This window comes from Flavobacterium sp. GW823-FHT06G12 (assembly GCF_058794775.1).
The window spans coordinates 676,085-692,318 of sequence record NZ_JBXAHE010000001.1 but is presented as its reverse complement, the minus strand read 5'-3'; the positions used below and the strand labels follow the sequence as shown (position 1 = coordinate 692,318).

General features: G+C 33.1%; 15 protein-coding genes. 13 read left to right on the top strand and 2 right to left on the bottom strand.

Annotation, left to right across the window (positions count from 1 at the left end; genetic code table 11):
* Positions 1 to 204: 204 nt before the first annotated feature.
* Entirely contained in the window at positions 205 to 597 is a 393-nt protein-coding gene (locus tag AC1Q5Z_RS03005; protein ID WP_492443779.1) for an SRPBCC family protein, read from the top strand.
* A gap of 369 nt (positions 598 to 966) precedes the next feature.
* Here the strand turns inward: AC1Q5Z_RS03005 and AC1Q5Z_RS03000 are convergent, their stop codons facing one another.
* On the bottom strand, positions 967 to 1,695 hold the full coding sequence (locus AC1Q5Z_RS03000) for a biotin--[acetyl-CoA-carboxylase] ligase (protein ID WP_343589398.1): 729 nt from the start codon (positions 1,693 to 1,695) through the stop codon (positions 967 to 969).
* A 92-nt stretch (positions 1,696 to 1,787) separates the two neighbouring features.
* On the opposite strand from AC1Q5Z_RS03000, the gene rsfS reads away from it, so the two are divergent.
* The 8 genes from rsfS (at position 1,788) to AC1Q5Z_RS02960 (ending at position 8,537) form a co-directional block, all read left to right on the top strand.
* Positions 1,788 to 2,159 carry a ribosome silencing factor gene (rsfS, locus tag AC1Q5Z_RS02995; protein ID WP_177210090.1) on the top strand — a complete coding sequence of 124 codons (372 nt, stop codon included), beginning with the start codon at positions 1,788 to 1,790 and terminating at the stop codon, positions 2,157 to 2,159.
* Between the two features lie 15 nt (positions 2,160 to 2,174).
* Positions 2,175 to 4,100, top strand: a complete 1,926-nt coding sequence (ftsH, locus tag AC1Q5Z_RS02990) for an ATP-dependent zinc metalloprotease FtsH (protein ID WP_198857214.1) — start codon at positions 2,175 to 2,177, stop codon at positions 4,098 to 4,100.
* 116 nt (positions 4,101 to 4,216) lie between these two features.
* The gene (locus tag AC1Q5Z_RS02985) at positions 4,217 to 4,822 is read left to right on the top strand and encodes a lactate utilization protein B/C (protein ID WP_198857213.1); all 606 of its coding nucleotides are present in this window, start codon (positions 4,217 to 4,219) and stop codon (positions 4,820 to 4,822) included.
* A 1-nt stretch (position 4,823) separates the two neighbouring features.
* Positions 4,824 to 5,714 (top strand): phosphatidate cytidylyltransferase, encoded by an 891-nt coding sequence (locus AC1Q5Z_RS02980; protein ID WP_286965980.1) that lies wholly within the window; start codon positions 4,824 to 4,826, stop codon positions 5,712 to 5,714.
* Positions 5,704 to 6,357 carry a phosphatidylserine decarboxylase family protein gene (locus AC1Q5Z_RS02975; protein WP_198857211.1) on the top strand — a complete coding sequence of 218 codons (654 nt, stop codon included), beginning with the start codon at positions 5,704 to 5,706 and terminating at the stop codon, positions 6,355 to 6,357. The genes AC1Q5Z_RS02980 and AC1Q5Z_RS02975 overlap by 11 nt, the downstream gene beginning before the upstream one ends.
* Positions 6,358 to 6,627: an acyl-CoA-binding protein gene (locus tag AC1Q5Z_RS02970; RefSeq protein WP_278022129.1), complete on the top strand. Its 270-nt coding sequence runs from the start codon at positions 6,358 to 6,360 to the stop codon at positions 6,625 to 6,627. It begins immediately after the preceding gene.
* Between the two features lie 6 nt (positions 6,628 to 6,633).
* Positions 6,634 to 7,413, top strand: coding sequence for a superoxide dismutase (locus AC1Q5Z_RS02965; RefSeq protein ID WP_278022130.1), 780 nt, complete (start codon positions 6,634 to 6,636; stop codon positions 7,411 to 7,413).
* A 65-nt stretch (positions 7,414 to 7,478) separates the two neighbouring features.
* Positions 7,479 to 8,537, top strand: a complete 1,059-nt coding sequence (locus AC1Q5Z_RS02960; protein ID WP_343589403.1) for a glycoside hydrolase family 130 protein — start codon at positions 7,479 to 7,481, stop codon at positions 8,535 to 8,537.
* Between the two features lie 65 nt (positions 8,538 to 8,602).
* On the opposite strand, the gene AC1Q5Z_RS02955 is transcribed toward AC1Q5Z_RS02960, so the two are convergent.
* Positions 8,603 to 10,474, bottom strand: a complete 1,872-nt coding sequence (locus AC1Q5Z_RS02955) for an alpha-amylase family protein (RefSeq protein ID WP_343589405.1) — start codon at positions 10,472 to 10,474, stop codon at positions 8,603 to 8,605.
* Positions 10,475 to 10,760: 286 nt separating this feature from the next.
* On the opposite strand from AC1Q5Z_RS02955, the gene AC1Q5Z_RS02950 reads away from it, so the two are divergent.
* From AC1Q5Z_RS02950 to AC1Q5Z_RS02935, 4 genes are all read left to right on the top strand, one after another.
* Positions 10,761 to 12,449: an OstA-like protein gene (locus tag AC1Q5Z_RS02950; RefSeq protein ID WP_278022133.1), complete on the top strand. Its 1,689-nt coding sequence runs from the start codon at positions 10,761 to 10,763 to the stop codon at positions 12,447 to 12,449.
* Positions 12,450 to 12,591: 142 nt separating this feature from the next.
* Positions 12,592 to 13,785 carry an aspartate aminotransferase family protein gene (locus tag AC1Q5Z_RS02945; RefSeq protein ID WP_198857206.1) on the top strand — a complete coding sequence of 398 codons (1,194 nt, stop codon included), beginning with the start codon at positions 12,592 to 12,594 and terminating at the stop codon, positions 13,783 to 13,785.
* A gap of 265 nt (positions 13,786 to 14,050) precedes the next feature.
* Positions 14,051 to 15,445, top strand: coding sequence for a tetratricopeptide repeat protein (locus AC1Q5Z_RS02940; protein WP_198857205.1), 1,395 nt, complete (start codon positions 14,051 to 14,053; stop codon positions 15,443 to 15,445).
* Positions 15,446 to 15,447: 2 nt separating this feature from the next.
* Complete coding sequence (locus AC1Q5Z_RS02935) at positions 15,448 to 16,200, top strand: shikimate dehydrogenase family protein (RefSeq protein ID WP_286965971.1); 753 nt, start codon at positions 15,448 to 15,450, stop codon at positions 16,198 to 16,200.
* Positions 16,201 to 16,234: the final 34 nt, after the last annotated feature.

Here is a 16,234-nt window from a genome sequence, read left to right as displayed (position 1 = left end):
AGATTTTAGATTTTAGATTTTAGATTTTAGATTTTAGATTTTAGATTTTAGATTTTAGATTTTAGATTTTAGATTTTCTAAAAATCGCTCTGCTCTTTTTTTAATTTCAGCTTTGCGAACTTAAATAAAGTCAAAGTAACATAAAACCTTGCGTCCTTTGCGGTAAAAAACATTTGCGGTAAAACAAAAAAAACAAAAAACAATATGAACTTAGAAAGTCCAAAAGTTACTGTTCAGAAATCAGCTCAAGATTTATTCGATCAATTGACTGACGTGAAGAATTTCGAAAAATTAATGCCAGACAACATTGCTAAATTTGAAGTGACTGGTGAAGACGCTTTTATTTTTGGATTGAAAGGGATGCCTGAAATCAAATTAAAAATGAAAGATAAAGTAGCTCCAAACAAAATTGTTTTGGGTGCTGCAAGTGATAAACTTCCGTTTACACTAACTTCAAACATTGACACTGTTTCTGATTCAGAAAGTGCTGTTCAGTTATTCTTTGAGGGCGAATTCAACGCTATGATGGCAATGATGGCTAAAGGTCCAATCAGTAAGTTTATTGAAACTTTAGCAAACAATATGAACAAGCTTTAATAATGGTGAATTATTAATTGTGAATTATAAATTAAAATGTCCGACTATTGTTGGACATTTTTTTTAACCACAAATGACACAAGGAATTACGCAAAGTTCGCAAAAATTTCACCGCATTTTTTGTCATTTCGACGTAAGGAGAAATCTTCACGAGAAACTCTACAAAGATTGGCAATTTTAGGAGCGGAGCTACTTGTGGAGATTTCTCCTTACGTCGAAATGACAAACTACATTTAAACTTTATTATTTATAAAACTCTGCAACTTAGCGTCTTTGCGAGATTTCATAAATACGTTACTCGCTGCAGTATATCTCCACAAAAAACCTTAAAAAAAACTTAGAATCTTAGCATCTCAGAACCTTAGCAACTTAGTAAAGCATCTTAATCTCTTTTATCTCAAACTCTGCAATAGAATCGTCTTCTAGCAAAACCTGCAGTTTTCCAACAGGAGAAACACCTTGAATAATTCCCATAAAATCTTGTTCATTATTGTCTCTAAACGCTGTTGGAACGCCTTTTTTGAATAAAAAATTAAAGTACTCGTTCCAGAAATTTTGAGATTCAGTTTTCCAAGACTGAATCTTTTCTTTTAACTTTTCAACAATTAAAATTGCTATTTCTTCTTTCTCAAAAGGTTTTCCTGAAATTACTGCCAGTGAAGAAGCGTTAGGCAATTCGTCAAAATCGGTTTGATTGACATTGATTCCAATTCCGACAACTGACACAATTCTGCCATCGCTTTTTAAGGTATTTTCGATTAATATGCCAACAAGTTTCTTATTGTATGACAGAATGTCGTTTGGCCATTTAATACAGATATCAGGAATATTTAACGATTTTAAAACCTCTGCAATCGATAAAGCAACCAAGACACTTAAATTGAAAACTTCTTCATTACTAAAGAGAAAATCCTTCACCAAAACGCTCATAGTTAGATTTTTACCCGCTTGAGTCTTCCATACGCCACCAACTTGACCTTTTCCTTTTGTCTGATTTTCAGCTGTTACCACAGTGAAATTCTCCAGTTCATCTTGACTTGCTAATGATTTTAGAAAGTCGTTTGTAGAATCTATGGCATCGAGTTTGATTAGTTTCATTAAATAATTTAAATATCTTAGTTTAATATTTTGTTAAGGTTCAAAAATAATCACAAAATTTGGTAACTTTACAAATTCATATAAAATAATTCATGGCGAAAAAGACTGTTAATAATGATGTTCTACTGGCGAACATAATCAAAGGGATTGAGGAAGTAAAAGGAAATGATATCGATATTCTTGACTTAAGAGAAATAGATACAGCTGTATGCGACTATTTTGTTATTTGCAACGGTAGCTCAAACACCCAAGTAAACGCCATCGTAAACTCAATTCAAAAAATTGTATCAAAAGACTTAAAAGATAAACCTTGGCACGTAGAAGGAACCGATAATGCAGAATGGGTTTTAATGGACTATGTACATATTGTAGTACACGTTTTCCAGAAACATATTCGCGAATATTACAACATCGAAAGCCTTTGGGGCGATGCCAAAATAACTTCAATCGAGAACAAATACTAAAGAAACTTTCATTAAATGGCTAAAGATAATAATCCAAATCCGAATAAATTTAAAATAAGTCCTTGGTTAATATACACCGCAATACTTTTAGTTTTTTTATTCATAAGTTTTGCCACAGGAGGATCAAGCTTAAGCGAACCTGCCCAATTAACTTCTTCTAAATTTAACACCCTTCTAGAGAAAGGACAAATTGAAAAAGTAATTGTTTACAACAAAGCAGAAGCTGAGGTATATTTGAATGCTGCGGCTCTTAAAGACCCAGCAAACAAAAAAGTTGCTGAAGATATTTTCAAACAGCCAAACAAAGGTCCACACTACACTTTGGAAATTGGTAATGATCAAATCTTTCAGACTAAATTAGAAAAAGCAGTTAGCGAAGGGAAATTGAAAGACTTCAACTTTCTTCAAAAAAATAACTGGAGCGATATTTTAATTAGCTTACTTCCTATTATCATTATTGTTGGTGTATGGATTTTCATTATGCGTAAAATGTCTGGCGGAGGTGCTGGCGGAGGCGGACAGATTTTCAATATCGGAAAATCTAAAGCTAAATTGTTTGATGAAAAAACAGATATCAAAACTACATTTAAAGATGTTGCAGGTTTAGAAGGTGCTAAAGAAGAAATTCAAGAAATTGTTGAATTCCTTAAAAATCCTGAAAAATACACGAATCTTGGAGGTAAAATTCCAAAAGGAGCTTTATTGGTAGGACCTCCAGGAACTGGTAAAACTTTATTGGCAAAAGCCGTTGCTGGTGAGGCTCAAGTACCTTTCTTTTCTTTATCTGGTTCAGATTTCGTAGAAATGTTCGTAGGAGTTGGTGCTTCACGTGTACGTGACTTATTCAAACAAGCTAAAGAAAAATCTCCTGCTATCATTTTCATTGATGAGATCGATGCTGTTGGTAGAGCGAGAGGAAAAAGCAATATGTCTGGCGGAAATGACGAAAGAGAGAATACTTTGAACCAATTACTGACAGAAATGGACGGTTTTGGCACAAACTCTAACGTAATCGTTTTGGCTGCAACCAATAGAGCTGATGTTCTAGACAAAGCTTTAATGCGTGCAGGACGTTTTGACAGACAAATTTTTGTTGACTTACCAGACATTCGCGAAAGAGCTGAAATCTTCAAAGTACACTTAGCTCCTATTAAAAAAGTTGAAGGTCTAGATTTAGATTTCTTAGCAAAACAAACTCCAGGATTCTCTGGTGCTGATATTGCCAATGTTTGTAACGAAGCTGCTCTTATTGCTGCTCGTAACAACAAAGCTGCAGTTGACAGACAAGATTTCCTTGATGCCGTTGATAGAATTATTGGTGGTCTTGAAAAGAAAAACAAAATCATTACTCCAGACGAAAAAAGAGCAATTGCAATTCACGAAGCTGGTCACGCTACTGTAAGCTGGATGTTAGAGCATGCTGCCCCACTTATTAAAGTAACAATTGTTCCTCGTGGACAAAGTTTAGGAGCTGCTTGGTACTTGCCAGAAGAGAGACAAATCGTGAGAACAGACCAAATGTTAGACGAAATGTGTGCTACTATGGGAGGTAGAGCTGCTGAAAAAGTAACTTTCGACAGAATTTCGACTGGCGCATTAAGCGACTTAGAAAAAGTAACTCGTCAAGCTCGTGCTATGGTAACTATTTACGGATTGAATGATAAAATCGGTAATGTTACGTATTACGATTCAAGCGGACAAAGCGAATACAACTTCTCTAAACCGTATTCTGATGAAACTGCAAAAATTATTGACAAAGAAATTTCAGAGTTAATCGAAGGTCAATATCAGAGAGCAATTCAGATTTTAGAGGAAAACAAAGATAAGTTAAACCAACTTGCTGATATTCTGATTGAAAAAGAAGTAATCTTTAAAGATGACTTAGAAAACATATTCGGAAAACGTACTTTTGACAAAAATTTAGAAGAAGTAGTTTCATAAGTAATTACGAAATACGTAATAATTTTTTAAAATCTTAATTCAAAATACCCTTTTGAATTAAGATTTTTTTATCTTTGAACGTTTTCAATTAACATGTAAAGCATTTCATATAAAAAATGAATTTTTTCAAAAAAATATTTGGCTCTAGTGAAGCCGCTTCTGACGAAGAGAACGAAAGCGAATATGCGGGAACTTCTGCGCAGAACAGTCATTTATCTTTAGACGAGCAATTTATTTTCAATTTCAAAAAAAATGGAGGTAAATTTTTGTACTGCGAAAACATGGAAGAAGTTAACGAGCAGTTTGAAAACATTTTAGAAGAAAACGATTGGTTTGAAAATGAAGTTTTATGTTACGAACCTGCCCTTTTTAGCTTACTAGAAGAAAATAAATTATTTTATATCGCGCCAACAAAACCAAGATTCTTATTGGCAAGTTGTGAAAACCTTATAGCTGATGAAGGATCAGTTTTATTTTCATCAAGACAAATCAGACAGAATAAACCAAACGAATTGCCCGCAAACATTGTTATTATAGCAACCACAAGCCAAATCCTTCCCATGAAAAGTGACGGATTGAGCGCTATAAAACGTAAATACGAACGAGACTATCCTACTAATATCACTACAATAAAATATTTCGAAAAAGCGAAAGACGAAGATTTTACACAATACGGAAGTGTTGCTAAAAACCTTTATTTATTGCTTCTAGAAGATCTTTAAGATGAACGAAACACTGAAGAGGGCCATTTCTGGTGCTGTTTATATCGCTTTATTACTAACTTCTATATTGTTTTCTACAGAAAGCTTCATTACCCTTTTTGGCGTTTTCTTGATTATCACGATATATGAATTTTCTAATATTGTAAACTTAAACAAAGTATTTTCTATTCTTTTTGGAACTTTAGTTTATTCTGCAATTATCCTTGTAAGCCATTATAACAAGCAAACAACTAAATTTTTAAACGATTCATTTAATACTAATATTAGTTTAGAAACCAATATCAAACAGTTGGATTTAATTCTTCTAGCTATTACAATTGTAGTTTCTATAAAATGCATCATATTCTTATTTTACGATTCGGTTCAAAAAATAAGCACTTCTTCAAAATATTTGTATCTGCTTGGATACATTACACTTCCTTTTGTATTTATTGTAAAAATATCTTTTGGAACTAACGATTATAATCCGAAAATCATTTTAGGATTATTTGTATTAATCTGGACTAATGACACTTTTGCTTATTTAGTCGGGAAATCAATGGGAAAACACAAATTATTCGAGAGAGTTTCTCCTAAAAAAACAATCGAAGGTTTTCTTGGCGGTGTCGTTTTTGCCGCATTTGCTGGTTTCTTAATTTCTAAACTCTACATCCAACCTAAACCTGAATTTAGCAGCACATCGATTTTAATCTGGACTATTATCGCATTAATCGTAAGTATTTTTGGAACTATTGGAGACTTGATAGAATCCAAATTTAAACGAATTGCAGGCATAAAAGACAGTGGTTCGATAATGCCTGGTCATGGAGGTATTTTAGATCGATTAGATAGTGTTATATTTGTAGCACCAATTATATTTTTATTTTATCAAATTTTATATTATGTTTCATAAAGAAGGAGGCCCGTCCATTTTATTAGGTACTGTATTTACTGTAGCTGTACTTTTAATTGCTGAAAGATTTATTGATATCAATTGGCTTAGAATGCTTGTTCAAATTGCAGCGCTTGTAATTTTGATCATTATTTTACAATTCTTCAGAAATCCGAAGAGAATTGCAGTTAGAAACAGTGATCACATCCTAGCTCCAGTTGATGGAAAAGTGGTGGTTATTGAAGAAGTTTATGAAGGAGAATATTTCAAAGACAAACGTTTACAGGTTTCTATTTTTATGTCGCCAATCAATGTTCACGTAACACGTTACGCGATGGATGGTATCATTAAATTTAGCAAATACCACCCTGGAAAATTCCTTGTTGCTTGGCATCCAAAAGCAAGTGAAGAAAATGAAAGAACTACAGTTGTAATCGAAAATGAAACTTTTGGCGCTATTTTATACAGACAAATTGCTGGTGCATTGGCTCGTAGAATTGTAAATTACGCTAAAGAAGGAATGCAAGTTGTTCAAGGAACTGATGCTGGTTTCATTAAATTTGGATCGAGAGTAGATTTATTTTTACCTTTAGGTACGCCTATTAATGTTGAGTTAAATCAAAAAGCAATTGGAGGTAAAACAATTATTGCTACAAAAGCATAAATGACTGATAAAGATTTAGATATTCGCTTTGCTAAAGCTGTAGAAGTTGCAATGACAATGACTCAAGCCTCACTTCCACAAGATGTGCAGTTAAGGCTTTACGCTTTTTACAAACAAGCAACTTTTGGAACAGCTGTTTACAATCAATCTGAAAATTTTGATTTAAGAGACGCTTTTAAAACGAATGCATGGATGCAGATTAGCCATATGTCTGTTGATGAAGCAAAGGAAAACTATATCGAGATCATCAATTCATTAACATCAAAATAAAATATTATGAAGAAAAACGTTGTTTTTTTCAGCACTTTAGCTTCATTTTTACTATTATTTTCCTGTAAAGAAGATAAACTGGTTGAAGTAGTCGAAGTTCCTCTTCCAACAAAAGAAGAGAAAATAACTATTGGTTCACCAAATGATGTTAAAGCCGATCCTGGATCTTTTGAAATGATGAAATTGCCATTTAATTATGATGCACTTTCGCCTGATATTAGAACTTTGACTTTAGAAACTCATTATTCTAAGCATTATTTATCATACACAAACAATTTCAACAAAGAGATTGTTTCCACTGAATATGAAAATATGCCGATTGAGGATATTTTAAAAAAGTTAGATTTAAATAATGCCAAACTTCGTCAGAATGCAGGCGGATATTACAATCATACGCTTTATTTTAATATTTTAACTCCAAAAGAGCAGACTCCTAAAGATACGCTTTCGGGGTCGATTAATAAAGAATTTGGCTCTTTTACCAATTTAACAAACCAATTTAAAGCGCAATCTGAAAAACAGTTTGGTTCTGGATGGGTTTGGCTTGTTGTTGACAGGTATGGTAAATTACAAATTACTACAACTGACAATCAAGACAATCCATTAATGAAAAATGCTTTAATTCCAGGAACTCCAATTATGGGAATTGATCTTTGGGAACATGCTTATTACTTGGATTATCAAAACCGAAAAGGCAGTTATATTGATGCTTTTTACAGTCATATCAATTGGGAAAAAGTAAATGAATATTACGTTGAAGCCCTCAAAAAGGTTAAAAAAGTATAGAAAAAAAGCTGATGCAATTAAGTATCAGCTTTTTTTTATACCTTTTAGGTACTTAAACGAAAATCATGAAAGACATTGCCAATCGTTTCGTAGAAAACCCTTTACTATCTCCATCAGATTTACCACCAAGCAGAGAAGGTCTTGAAATCACTTGCTTATTAAATCCTGGTGTATTTCAATTTCAAAACAAAATCTGGTTGGCTGTACGAGTAGCTGAAAGACCAAAACAAATTGAGAATATTATTTCGTTCCCGATTTTGACGGAAGCAGGAACAATTCAAATTATTGAAATTTTAAAAGATCACCCTGAACTTATAGCAACAGATGCACGTGTAATTAACTATCAAGGCGTTGATTATTTAACCACTTTGTCACATATTCGTTTATTATGCAGCGAAGATGGAAAACACTTTTATGAACCAGAAGGCTATCCGCATTTGGTTGGCGAAGGAGTACTAGAAACTTTTGGAATTGAAGACTGTCGCGTCTCTTTAATTGAAGGAAAATATTACCTCACTTTTACTTCTGTTTCGCCAAGTGGTGTAGGCGTTGGTTTAAGAACTACTACTGATTGGAAAAATTTTAAGAAACATGGACTGATATTTCCTCCGCACAATAAAGACTGTGCTATTTTTGAAGAAAAAATTAATGGATTATTTTATGCCTTACATCGCCCAAGCAGTGTAGATATTGGCGGAAATTATATCTGGATTGCTTCTTCTCCTGATGGAATTCATTGGGGAAATCATAAATGCATTATAAAAACTAGGAAAGAAAGCTGGGACAGCAAAAGAGTTGGTGCTGGTGCCGCACCAATAAAAACAGATTTAGGCTGGCTCGAAATCTATCATGGAGCCAACGAATTCCATCAATATTGTTTAGGCGCTTTTTTATTGGACTTAAAAGATCCAACAAAAGTGATTTCAAGAACCGAAACTCCAATTATGTTTCCTAAAACCAATTATGAGTTAAGTGGTTTCTTTGGAAATGTCGTTTTCACAAATGGTCATATTATCGAACCAGATGGCGATACATTAACAGTATATTACGGCGCTTCAGACGAATTTGTTTGTGGTGCTCAATTTTCAATTAGAGAGATTCTTTCGTTACTTAAAAAGTCTTAAAAACAAAAAAAAACTTGCTTAGATGTTTCTCTAAACAAGTTTTCTCTTTTTATAATCTAAAACTTTTATTTTAACTCTAAAATTAAAGATTCTGAAGGTTGGATTGAAATTTTTGCCTCTCCTACTCCATTCTGAACTTTTAATACAAATGTTTTATTTTGATATAATTGTTCTTTCAATTGATATTCTCCATCTTTTAAATTCCATTTTGAAATAACCGATGAAGGAACTTTTAAATTAAATTCGCTTCCTTTCTCAGAAGAGAAATTAGCAATTACAATCAGTTTTTGATTTTCTGACCAACGTGCATAAGAGTACAATAACGCATCGTAACCTTCATTACTTTGTCTGTTTGCTGATTGAATTTCTTCAAAACTTCCCATCAAAGCACTGCTTTTGATTGTAAAATTCAATAAACGTTTGTAAAAATCACGCAATTCTTTTTCTGAAGCAGAAAGTTGTCCACCATCAAATTTACCATCATTCATCCAACGCTGATGATTTGGAACTCCGATATAATCAAAAATGGATGTTCTTGAGCGTTTTCCAAAACCTGCATCTTCATTTCCAGCCTCTCCTACTTCTTGTCCGAAATAAATCATTGTTGGAGAAGTGCTAATTGTTGCCGAAACAACCATCAGAGGTTTACCTCTTTCTGGCGTTCCTGCAAATTCTGGACTTGCTAAACGCTGTTCATCATGATTATCTAAAAAATGAAGCATATGATGTTCAATATCTGCCATTCCGTTTTGGATTTTTGTTAATTCATCAGGTGAAGATTTTCCTCGAATAACATCTTTCAGTTTATCATACGTTTCTACTTTATCGTACAAATAGTCCATTTTTCCTAAACGAATATAGTTTCGATATTCATTCGGATTATAAACTTCGGCCAATAAAAAAGCATTCGGATTTTTCATTTTAATTGATGAGTTCATATAACTCCAAAATTCATACGGAACCATTTCTGCCATATCATAACGAAATCCATCTACACCTTTTGCTGTCCAGTATAATGCAATGTCTCTAAACTTTTTCCAAGAATCTGGAACGTCTTTATCTTGCCAAAAATCAAAATGTTCTTGATAGCTTTTTTGGTCAAAACCACTGGGAAGTTCAGAGAAATCTTTAATTCCGTCTGGACGAACTCCGTAATTTACTTTTACCGTTTCGTACCAATCGTTTTGGTCTGGCTTGAATTTTCTAGAACCATTTCCAGTCCATTTTGCTGGATTCTCATCAAATTTCCCATCAATTAATGGATTTTTTTCTCCATTTAAAGGAATATCTCCATCCGGAATTTCAAAATGCTCTTTAGGAATATAATAGAAATTATTATCTCGTTTGTATTCAACAGAAACATCATCATCTGCACCAAAATCCCTTACGCCTGCAGGATTCGATTTTCCTTCATATTTTCTCGCAATATGATTCGGAACAATATCGATAATCACTTTCAAACCTGCGTTATGAGTACGTTTTATTAAAGCTTCAAACTCTTCTAAACGTTTTGCAGGATTTACAGCCAAATCTGGATTTACGTTATAGTAATCTTTGACTGCATAAGGAGAACCTGCGCGGCCTTTTACCACTTCTGGATCATCATTAGAAATTCCGTAAGCCGTATAATCATTTACCAAAGCGTGATGAGGAACTCCAGTATACCAAATATAAGTAACACCAAGATCTTTTATTTCATGAAGCGCTTTATCTGTAAAGTCATTAAACTTACCGACACCATTTTCTTCAATAGTTCCCCATGGTTTATTGGTTGTGTTTTTATTTCCAAATAGGCGCGTAAAAACTTGATAAACTACCACTTTCTTTTCTGGTGGAGTTTGCTCTTTTACTGTATTCATTTTTAAATCTTTTGTTTTACAAGCTGAAAATAGTATCGTTAATGTAATTCCGGCTGCAATTATTTTTTTACTTATCATATATTTTTGGGCTATACTTAACTTCTTTTTTAATTTTAATCTGGTTAAAAGCATTAAAACTAGTTTCTAAATGTAGCTCATTTTTTAAAATTTAGGATAACATCTGTTTAAAATGGTATCTTTAAAATCTAAAATACGGCAACTACAACGTGAGAGTTGGATGTTTTGTTGAAAAAATAATTAACATAGAACTTCTGGGTCGAATGTTGACCAGTATTGATAAATTAATCCTAATATGAACCATTGGTTCTAACCTTTTTTATAAATTTGACAAAAATTTAATCAGTTGAAGAAATCACTCTTTTTCATATTTTGTTGTCTGTTACTTAGTGTACAATTTATTTCTGCGCAGGCCAAAAAAACCACACAAGCTCCTAAAACTATCGTCATTGAGAATGCCGATTTTTCTGACGTGGATCAAGTTAATGTACCAGATGCGCTTTTACTTACCGGAAATGTAAAAGTTAATCATGATGGTGTTGTATTGACTTGCAATAAAGCTTATTTTTTTCAAAAAGAAAACTATCTAAAAGCATTCGGAAATGTACAATTAGTACAGGGAGATACTTTATTCTTAAATAGTAAATATGCAGAATATAGCGGAAATGAAAAGAAAGCTTTTGCTACAGGAAATGCCGTTTTAACTTCTCCAGATGCTACTTTGCAGACTGATACGATTAATTTTGACAGAAATGTTCAGGAAGCCTTTTACAATACAAAGGGTACTATCGTAAATAAAGACAATACTCTGGTAAGTAAATCTGGAAGATATTTTGTAAAGGAAAAGAAGTTCCAGTTTTTGACTGAAGTTACAATTACAAATCCGAAATATGTGATTAAATCGAATCATTTGGATTATTACAGTAATTCTGGACATACTTATCTTCTTGGCCCTTCAACTATTACAAGTAAAGCCAACTATATTTATACTGAAAAAGGCTTTTACGATACGAAAAAAAACTTAGCTCATTTTCTTCGAAGATCTTATATAAAATATGACGACAGGCTTATAGAGGGCGATAGTTTGTATTATAATCGAAATATTGAATTTGCATCGGCAACACGGAATGTAAAAATTACCGACTCTATTAATAAAGGAATTGTAAAAGGCCATTATGCAGAGCTTTATAAGCTTAAAGATTCAATGTTTGTAACCAAACGAGCGGTTGCTATTAATTTGGTTGAAAATGATTCCGTTTACATTCATGGAAAGAAATTACTGGTAACGGGAAAAGAGGGAGAAAGAATTTTGCGTGCTTTTAATAATGTTCGTTTTTATAAAACAGACATGAGTGGCAAATGTGATTCTATACACTCGAATTCTAAAACAGCTTTAACTAAGCTTATTGGAAATCCGATTCTTTGGAATGGCGACAACCAAATTACAGGAGATATAATGCACTTGATTGGCGACAATAAAACAAGAAAAATTGATTCTCTAAAAGTATTAAATAACACCTTTGTTCTCTCCAAGGATACTCTCGGAACCGGTTACAATCAGGTCAAGGGAATTAATTTGTTTGGGAAATTTCGGGATGGGAAACTGCATGATGTTGATGTTATAAAAAACACTGAAGTCGTTTATTATATGCGAAACGATGCCAATGAACTAATTGGAATCAATAAAAATGTGAGCAGTAAGATCAATATGATCTTAGAAAATAATGCTGTTGAAACGATTACATTCTTCAATAAAGTTGATGGAGATATATACCCCGAAGACGAACTTCCTGAAAATGCTAGAAAACTTCGAGGAATGAATTGGCGAGGCGATGAAAGAATAAAATCGAAAGATGATATTTTTACCGCAGAAGAAAATGAAATGAATGAAAAACTGATTAAAGAAGGGAAAGAACAGGAAGAAAAAGGTAAAAACGTTCCAATGAAAGTTAGAAAAGAAACTTTGGATTACGACAAGAAGAACCCCAAACCTCCTATCAAAACAGAACCTCAGACTAAAGATAAAGATAAGTAATTTTATTTAGGACAGTCTCAGTAATGTTTACAGCTTCTTTGCGAATTACTATTTCGCAAAAATTAACCTAAAAAGTTAACCTAAGCGTAAAGTTAAAAAACCTTAGAACCTCAGTACCTTTGCTACTTTGAACCTCAAAAAGATGAATCCAGATTTTATAAAATACCAAGCGCAGACTTCTCCTTATCCACTCGGAATGGAAGTTTCACATGCCATTGGCTCTTACATATACGATACAAACGATAAAAAATATTTAGATTTTGTTGCTGGAGTTTCGGCTTGTACTTTGGGACATCAGCATCCTAGAGTAAATCAGGCTATAAAAGATCAGTTGGACAAATATTCTCATGTAATGGTTTACGGAGAATATTCTCAAAGTCCTGCTGTTCAATATTGTAAATTAATGGCTTCTCTCCTGCCTGAATCTTTAAACAAAACCTATTTGGTAAATTCGGGTACAGAAGCAATTGAAGGCTCTTTAAAACTCGCAAAACGAGTTACAGGCCGCAGCCAGCTTATTTCTTGCCACAATGCTTATCATGGAAACACGATGGGTTCTATGAGTGTTATGGGATTCGAGGAGCGAAAACAAGCTTTTAGACCTTTACTTCCAGATGTTGATTTTATTACTTTCAATAACGAAGAAGATTTACAAAAAATAACAACCCGAACAGCCGCTATTCTTTTAGAAACCATTCAAGGTGGAGCTGGTTTTATTCAGCCAGAAAATAACTTTCTTGAAAAAGTTCGTAAACGCTGTGATGAAGTTGGAGCTTTGATGATTGTTGACGAAATTCAGCCAGGTTTTGGAAGAACAGGAAAACTTTTTGGCTTTCAAAATTATGATGTTGTTCCAGATATCGTGGTTATGGGTAAAGGAATGGGTGGCGGAATGCCAGTTGGCGCATTCACCGCTTCTGCCGAAAAAATGGATCTTTTAACTGAAAATCCAAAATTAGGACATATAACCACTTTTGGAGGTCACCCTGTCATTGCGTCAGCTTGTTTGGCTACTTTGCAAGAATTAACTGAAACAAATTTAATGGCAGAAACGCTGGAGAAGGAAAAACTCTTCAGATCGCTTTTGGTACATCCTTTGATTACAGAAGTTAGAGGAAAAGGATTAATGCTTGCTGCAATGACAGAATCGGCAGACATTACAAACGAAGTCATTTTAACCTGTCAAGACAGAGGACTTATTTTATTCTGGCTTTTATTTGAAGGATGCGCAATACGAATTACACCTCCTTTGACTATTTCTGAAGACGAAATTAGAGAAGGCTGTGCTATTATTTTAGACGTTATGGATGGAATAATAAAAAAGAATAACAATTAAAAAAACAAAATCATTTGAGTGCTGCTTTTAATAAAAATAACAGAACTTAATACTCAATTTGTATTTCGGTTAAATCTTTTAGTACAAATAAAAAAATGACAAAACCGAAGCTAATCCCCTAATAACAAAGGAGATTTCTTCCCAAAATAGAATAAAAAACGCTATATATTGTTAATTAAATTGTTCAAAACAATTAATTTCTTATCCTTACAACAACTATATGGTTGCCTAAATTTATATCAGGCTAATTTCAAATATACGAAGTATGCAATTAAGCAACGAAGAAGAAGATTATAACCTATCCCTATCCAAATTTGAGTCGATGTTAAAAACCAACAAAGTACTCTTTTTTGATTCTGAAGAATTCGAAGAAATTATTCTTCATTATTTAGACATAGGTAAGGCTAATTTAGCAAAGAAGGCCTTAAAACTTGCTTTAGACCAGCATCCAAAATCTACAGGCTTAAAATTAGTACAAGTAGAAATGCTAGTCTATGATGATAAACTTGAGATCGCTGAAAAGCTTTTGAATGAGTTATACGCAATTGAACCTAACAACGAGGAAATCTATATCCAGAAAGCCAATATCTGTTCCAAAAGAGACCAGCACGAAAAAGCAGTAGAGCTTTTAAAAATTGCGCTTCAATACACTGATGATTATGCAGATGTGTACAATTTGATTGGAATGGAATATCTTTTTATGGATAATCTCGAAATGGCAAAAGACAGTTTCATCAAATGTCTTGAAGAAGACTTAGAAGATCAATCTGCTCTCTATAACGTAGTGTATTGTTTTGAATTTTTAGATCAAAATCAAGAAGCTATTGTTTATCTAAACGAATACATCAACAGAAATCCTTACAGCGAAATTGCTTGGCATCAGCTTGGGCGTCTTCATTATGGCGTAAAAGAATACGAAGAAGCAATTCGTGCGTTTGATTACGCAACGTTAATTGATGACGAATTTTTGGGTGCTTTTATGGAAAAAGCAAAAGCTTATGAGCGCCTAAAAAAATACAACGAAGCAATCGAAAGTTATAACAGAACTATCGAATTGGACGATGCGACTTCGTATGCTCTTCTTCGAATTGGTAAATGTTATGAAAAACTTGGAAATTTAGCGAAGGCAATCCAATATTATAACCAAACTGTACACGAAGATCCGCTTTTAGATAAAGGTTGGATTGCGATTACAGATTTTCATCTTCGCCAAAAAAACTATCAAAAAGCATTATTTTTTGTAAATAAAGCTTTGGCGATTGACAATCAGAATCGTTTGTATTGGAAAAGATATGCAACAATCAACAAACAAATGAATTTCTTTGAAGAAGCCGAATTTGGCTTTAGAAAAGCAGTAGAGTTTGGCGATTATGCATTAGACACTTGGTTGTACTGGGTTGATATTCTTCAGTTTTTAGGAGAATTTGAAACTGCAATTCAAACTTTATTGCAAGCTTCCGAATATTTCCCTGAAGAAAATGAAATCGAATATCGTTTGGCTGGATTGTATTTTATGATTCAAGACAATACAAAAGCTAAATTCCATTTAAGCAATGGCTTACGCCTAAACTTTGACAATTATATCTTGATCGAAGATTTGTTTCCTGTGGTTTGGACAAAAAAAACAGTAAAAAATTATATAGAAAAACATCGTAAATAAGAATGGTTGATATTTTATTAAGAAGACGTTTTGGATTATTAGGACGCAACATAAGCTACTCTTTTTCAAAAGGTTATTTTACAGAAAAATTTAATAATGAAGTTTTTGCTGGCAACAGCTATGAGAATTTTGACATTTCGGAGATTAATTACTTTACAGAATTAATTAAGAACAATCCTGATTTAAAGGGTTTAAATGTTACCATTCCGTACAAAGAACAAGTTATTCCATTCTTAGATAAATTATCAAAAAAAGCCGCTTTAATTGGCGCTGTAAACACCATTAAGTTTACCAAAAATGGTAAATTAAAAGGCTACAACACCGATTATTACGGATTTAAGAAATCTCTAAAACCATTACTAGAGCCACATCATAAAAAAGCACTTATTTTAGGAACAGGTGGTGCTTCTAAAGGTGTCGCTTTTGCTTTGGATGAATTGAATATTCCGTACACTTTTGTCTCTAGAGAAGCAAAAGAAAACATTATTGATTATGATTTAATCAATGCTACTACTTTTGATAATTTTCAAATCATAATCAATTGCACGCCAGTTGGAACGAGTCCAAATATTGATGCTTGTCCAAATTTACCTTACGAGTTTTTTACAGAAAAACATATTGCATACGATTTAATCTACAATCCAGCAGAAACCACTTTCTTGAGAAAAGCAAAAGAAATGGGAGCTGTAATAAAAAATGGACATGATATGCTTATTTTTCAAGCCGAAAAAGCTTGGAAAATCTGGAACAAATAAAAAATTAAAATGTTAAAGTAATTTTCGTAAATTA

Bases quoted from the DNA above. Each gene is read 5' to 3' on its own strand.
- AC1Q5Z_RS03005 (WP_492443779.1), top strand. From the start codon at position 205: ATGAACTTAGAAAGTCCAAAAGTTACTGTTCAGAAATCAGCTCAAGAT.
- AC1Q5Z_RS03000 (WP_343589398.1), bottom strand. From the start codon at position 1,695: ATGAAACTAATCAAACTCGATGCCATAGATTCTACAAACGACTTTCTA.
- rsfS (WP_177210090.1), top strand. From the start codon at position 1,788: ATGGCGAAAAAGACTGTTAATAATGATGTTCTACTGGCGAACATAATC.
- ftsH (WP_198857214.1), top strand. From the start codon at position 2,175: ATGGCTAAAGATAATAATCCAAATCCGAATAAATTTAAAATAAGTCCT.
- AC1Q5Z_RS02985 (WP_198857213.1), top strand. From the start codon at position 4,217: ATGAATTTTTTCAAAAAAATATTTGGCTCTAGTGAAGCCGCTTCTGAC.
- AC1Q5Z_RS02980 (WP_286965980.1), top strand. From the start codon at position 4,824: ATGAACGAAACACTGAAGAGGGCCATTTCTGGTGCTGTTTATATCGCT.
- AC1Q5Z_RS02975 (WP_198857211.1), top strand. From the start codon at position 5,704: ATGTTTCATAAAGAAGGAGGCCCGTCCATTTTATTAGGTACTGTATTT.
- AC1Q5Z_RS02970 (WP_278022129.1), top strand. From the start codon at position 6,358: ATGACTGATAAAGATTTAGATATTCGCTTTGCTAAAGCTGTAGAAGTT.
- AC1Q5Z_RS02965 (WP_278022130.1), top strand. From the start codon at position 6,634: ATGAAGAAAAACGTTGTTTTTTTCAGCACTTTAGCTTCATTTTTACTA.
- AC1Q5Z_RS02960 (WP_343589403.1), top strand. From the start codon at position 7,479: ATGAAAGACATTGCCAATCGTTTCGTAGAAAACCCTTTACTATCTCCA.
- AC1Q5Z_RS02955 (WP_343589405.1), bottom strand. From the start codon at position 10,474: ATGATAAGTAAAAAAATAATTGCAGCCGGAATTACATTAACGATACTA.
- AC1Q5Z_RS02945 (WP_198857206.1), top strand. From the start codon at position 12,592: ATGAATCCAGATTTTATAAAATACCAAGCGCAGACTTCTCCTTATCCA.
- AC1Q5Z_RS02940 (WP_198857205.1), top strand. From the start codon at position 14,051: ATGCAATTAAGCAACGAAGAAGAAGATTATAACCTATCCCTATCCAAA.
- AC1Q5Z_RS02935 (WP_286965971.1), top strand. From the start codon at position 15,448: ATGGTTGATATTTTATTAAGAAGACGTTTTGGATTATTAGGACGCAAC.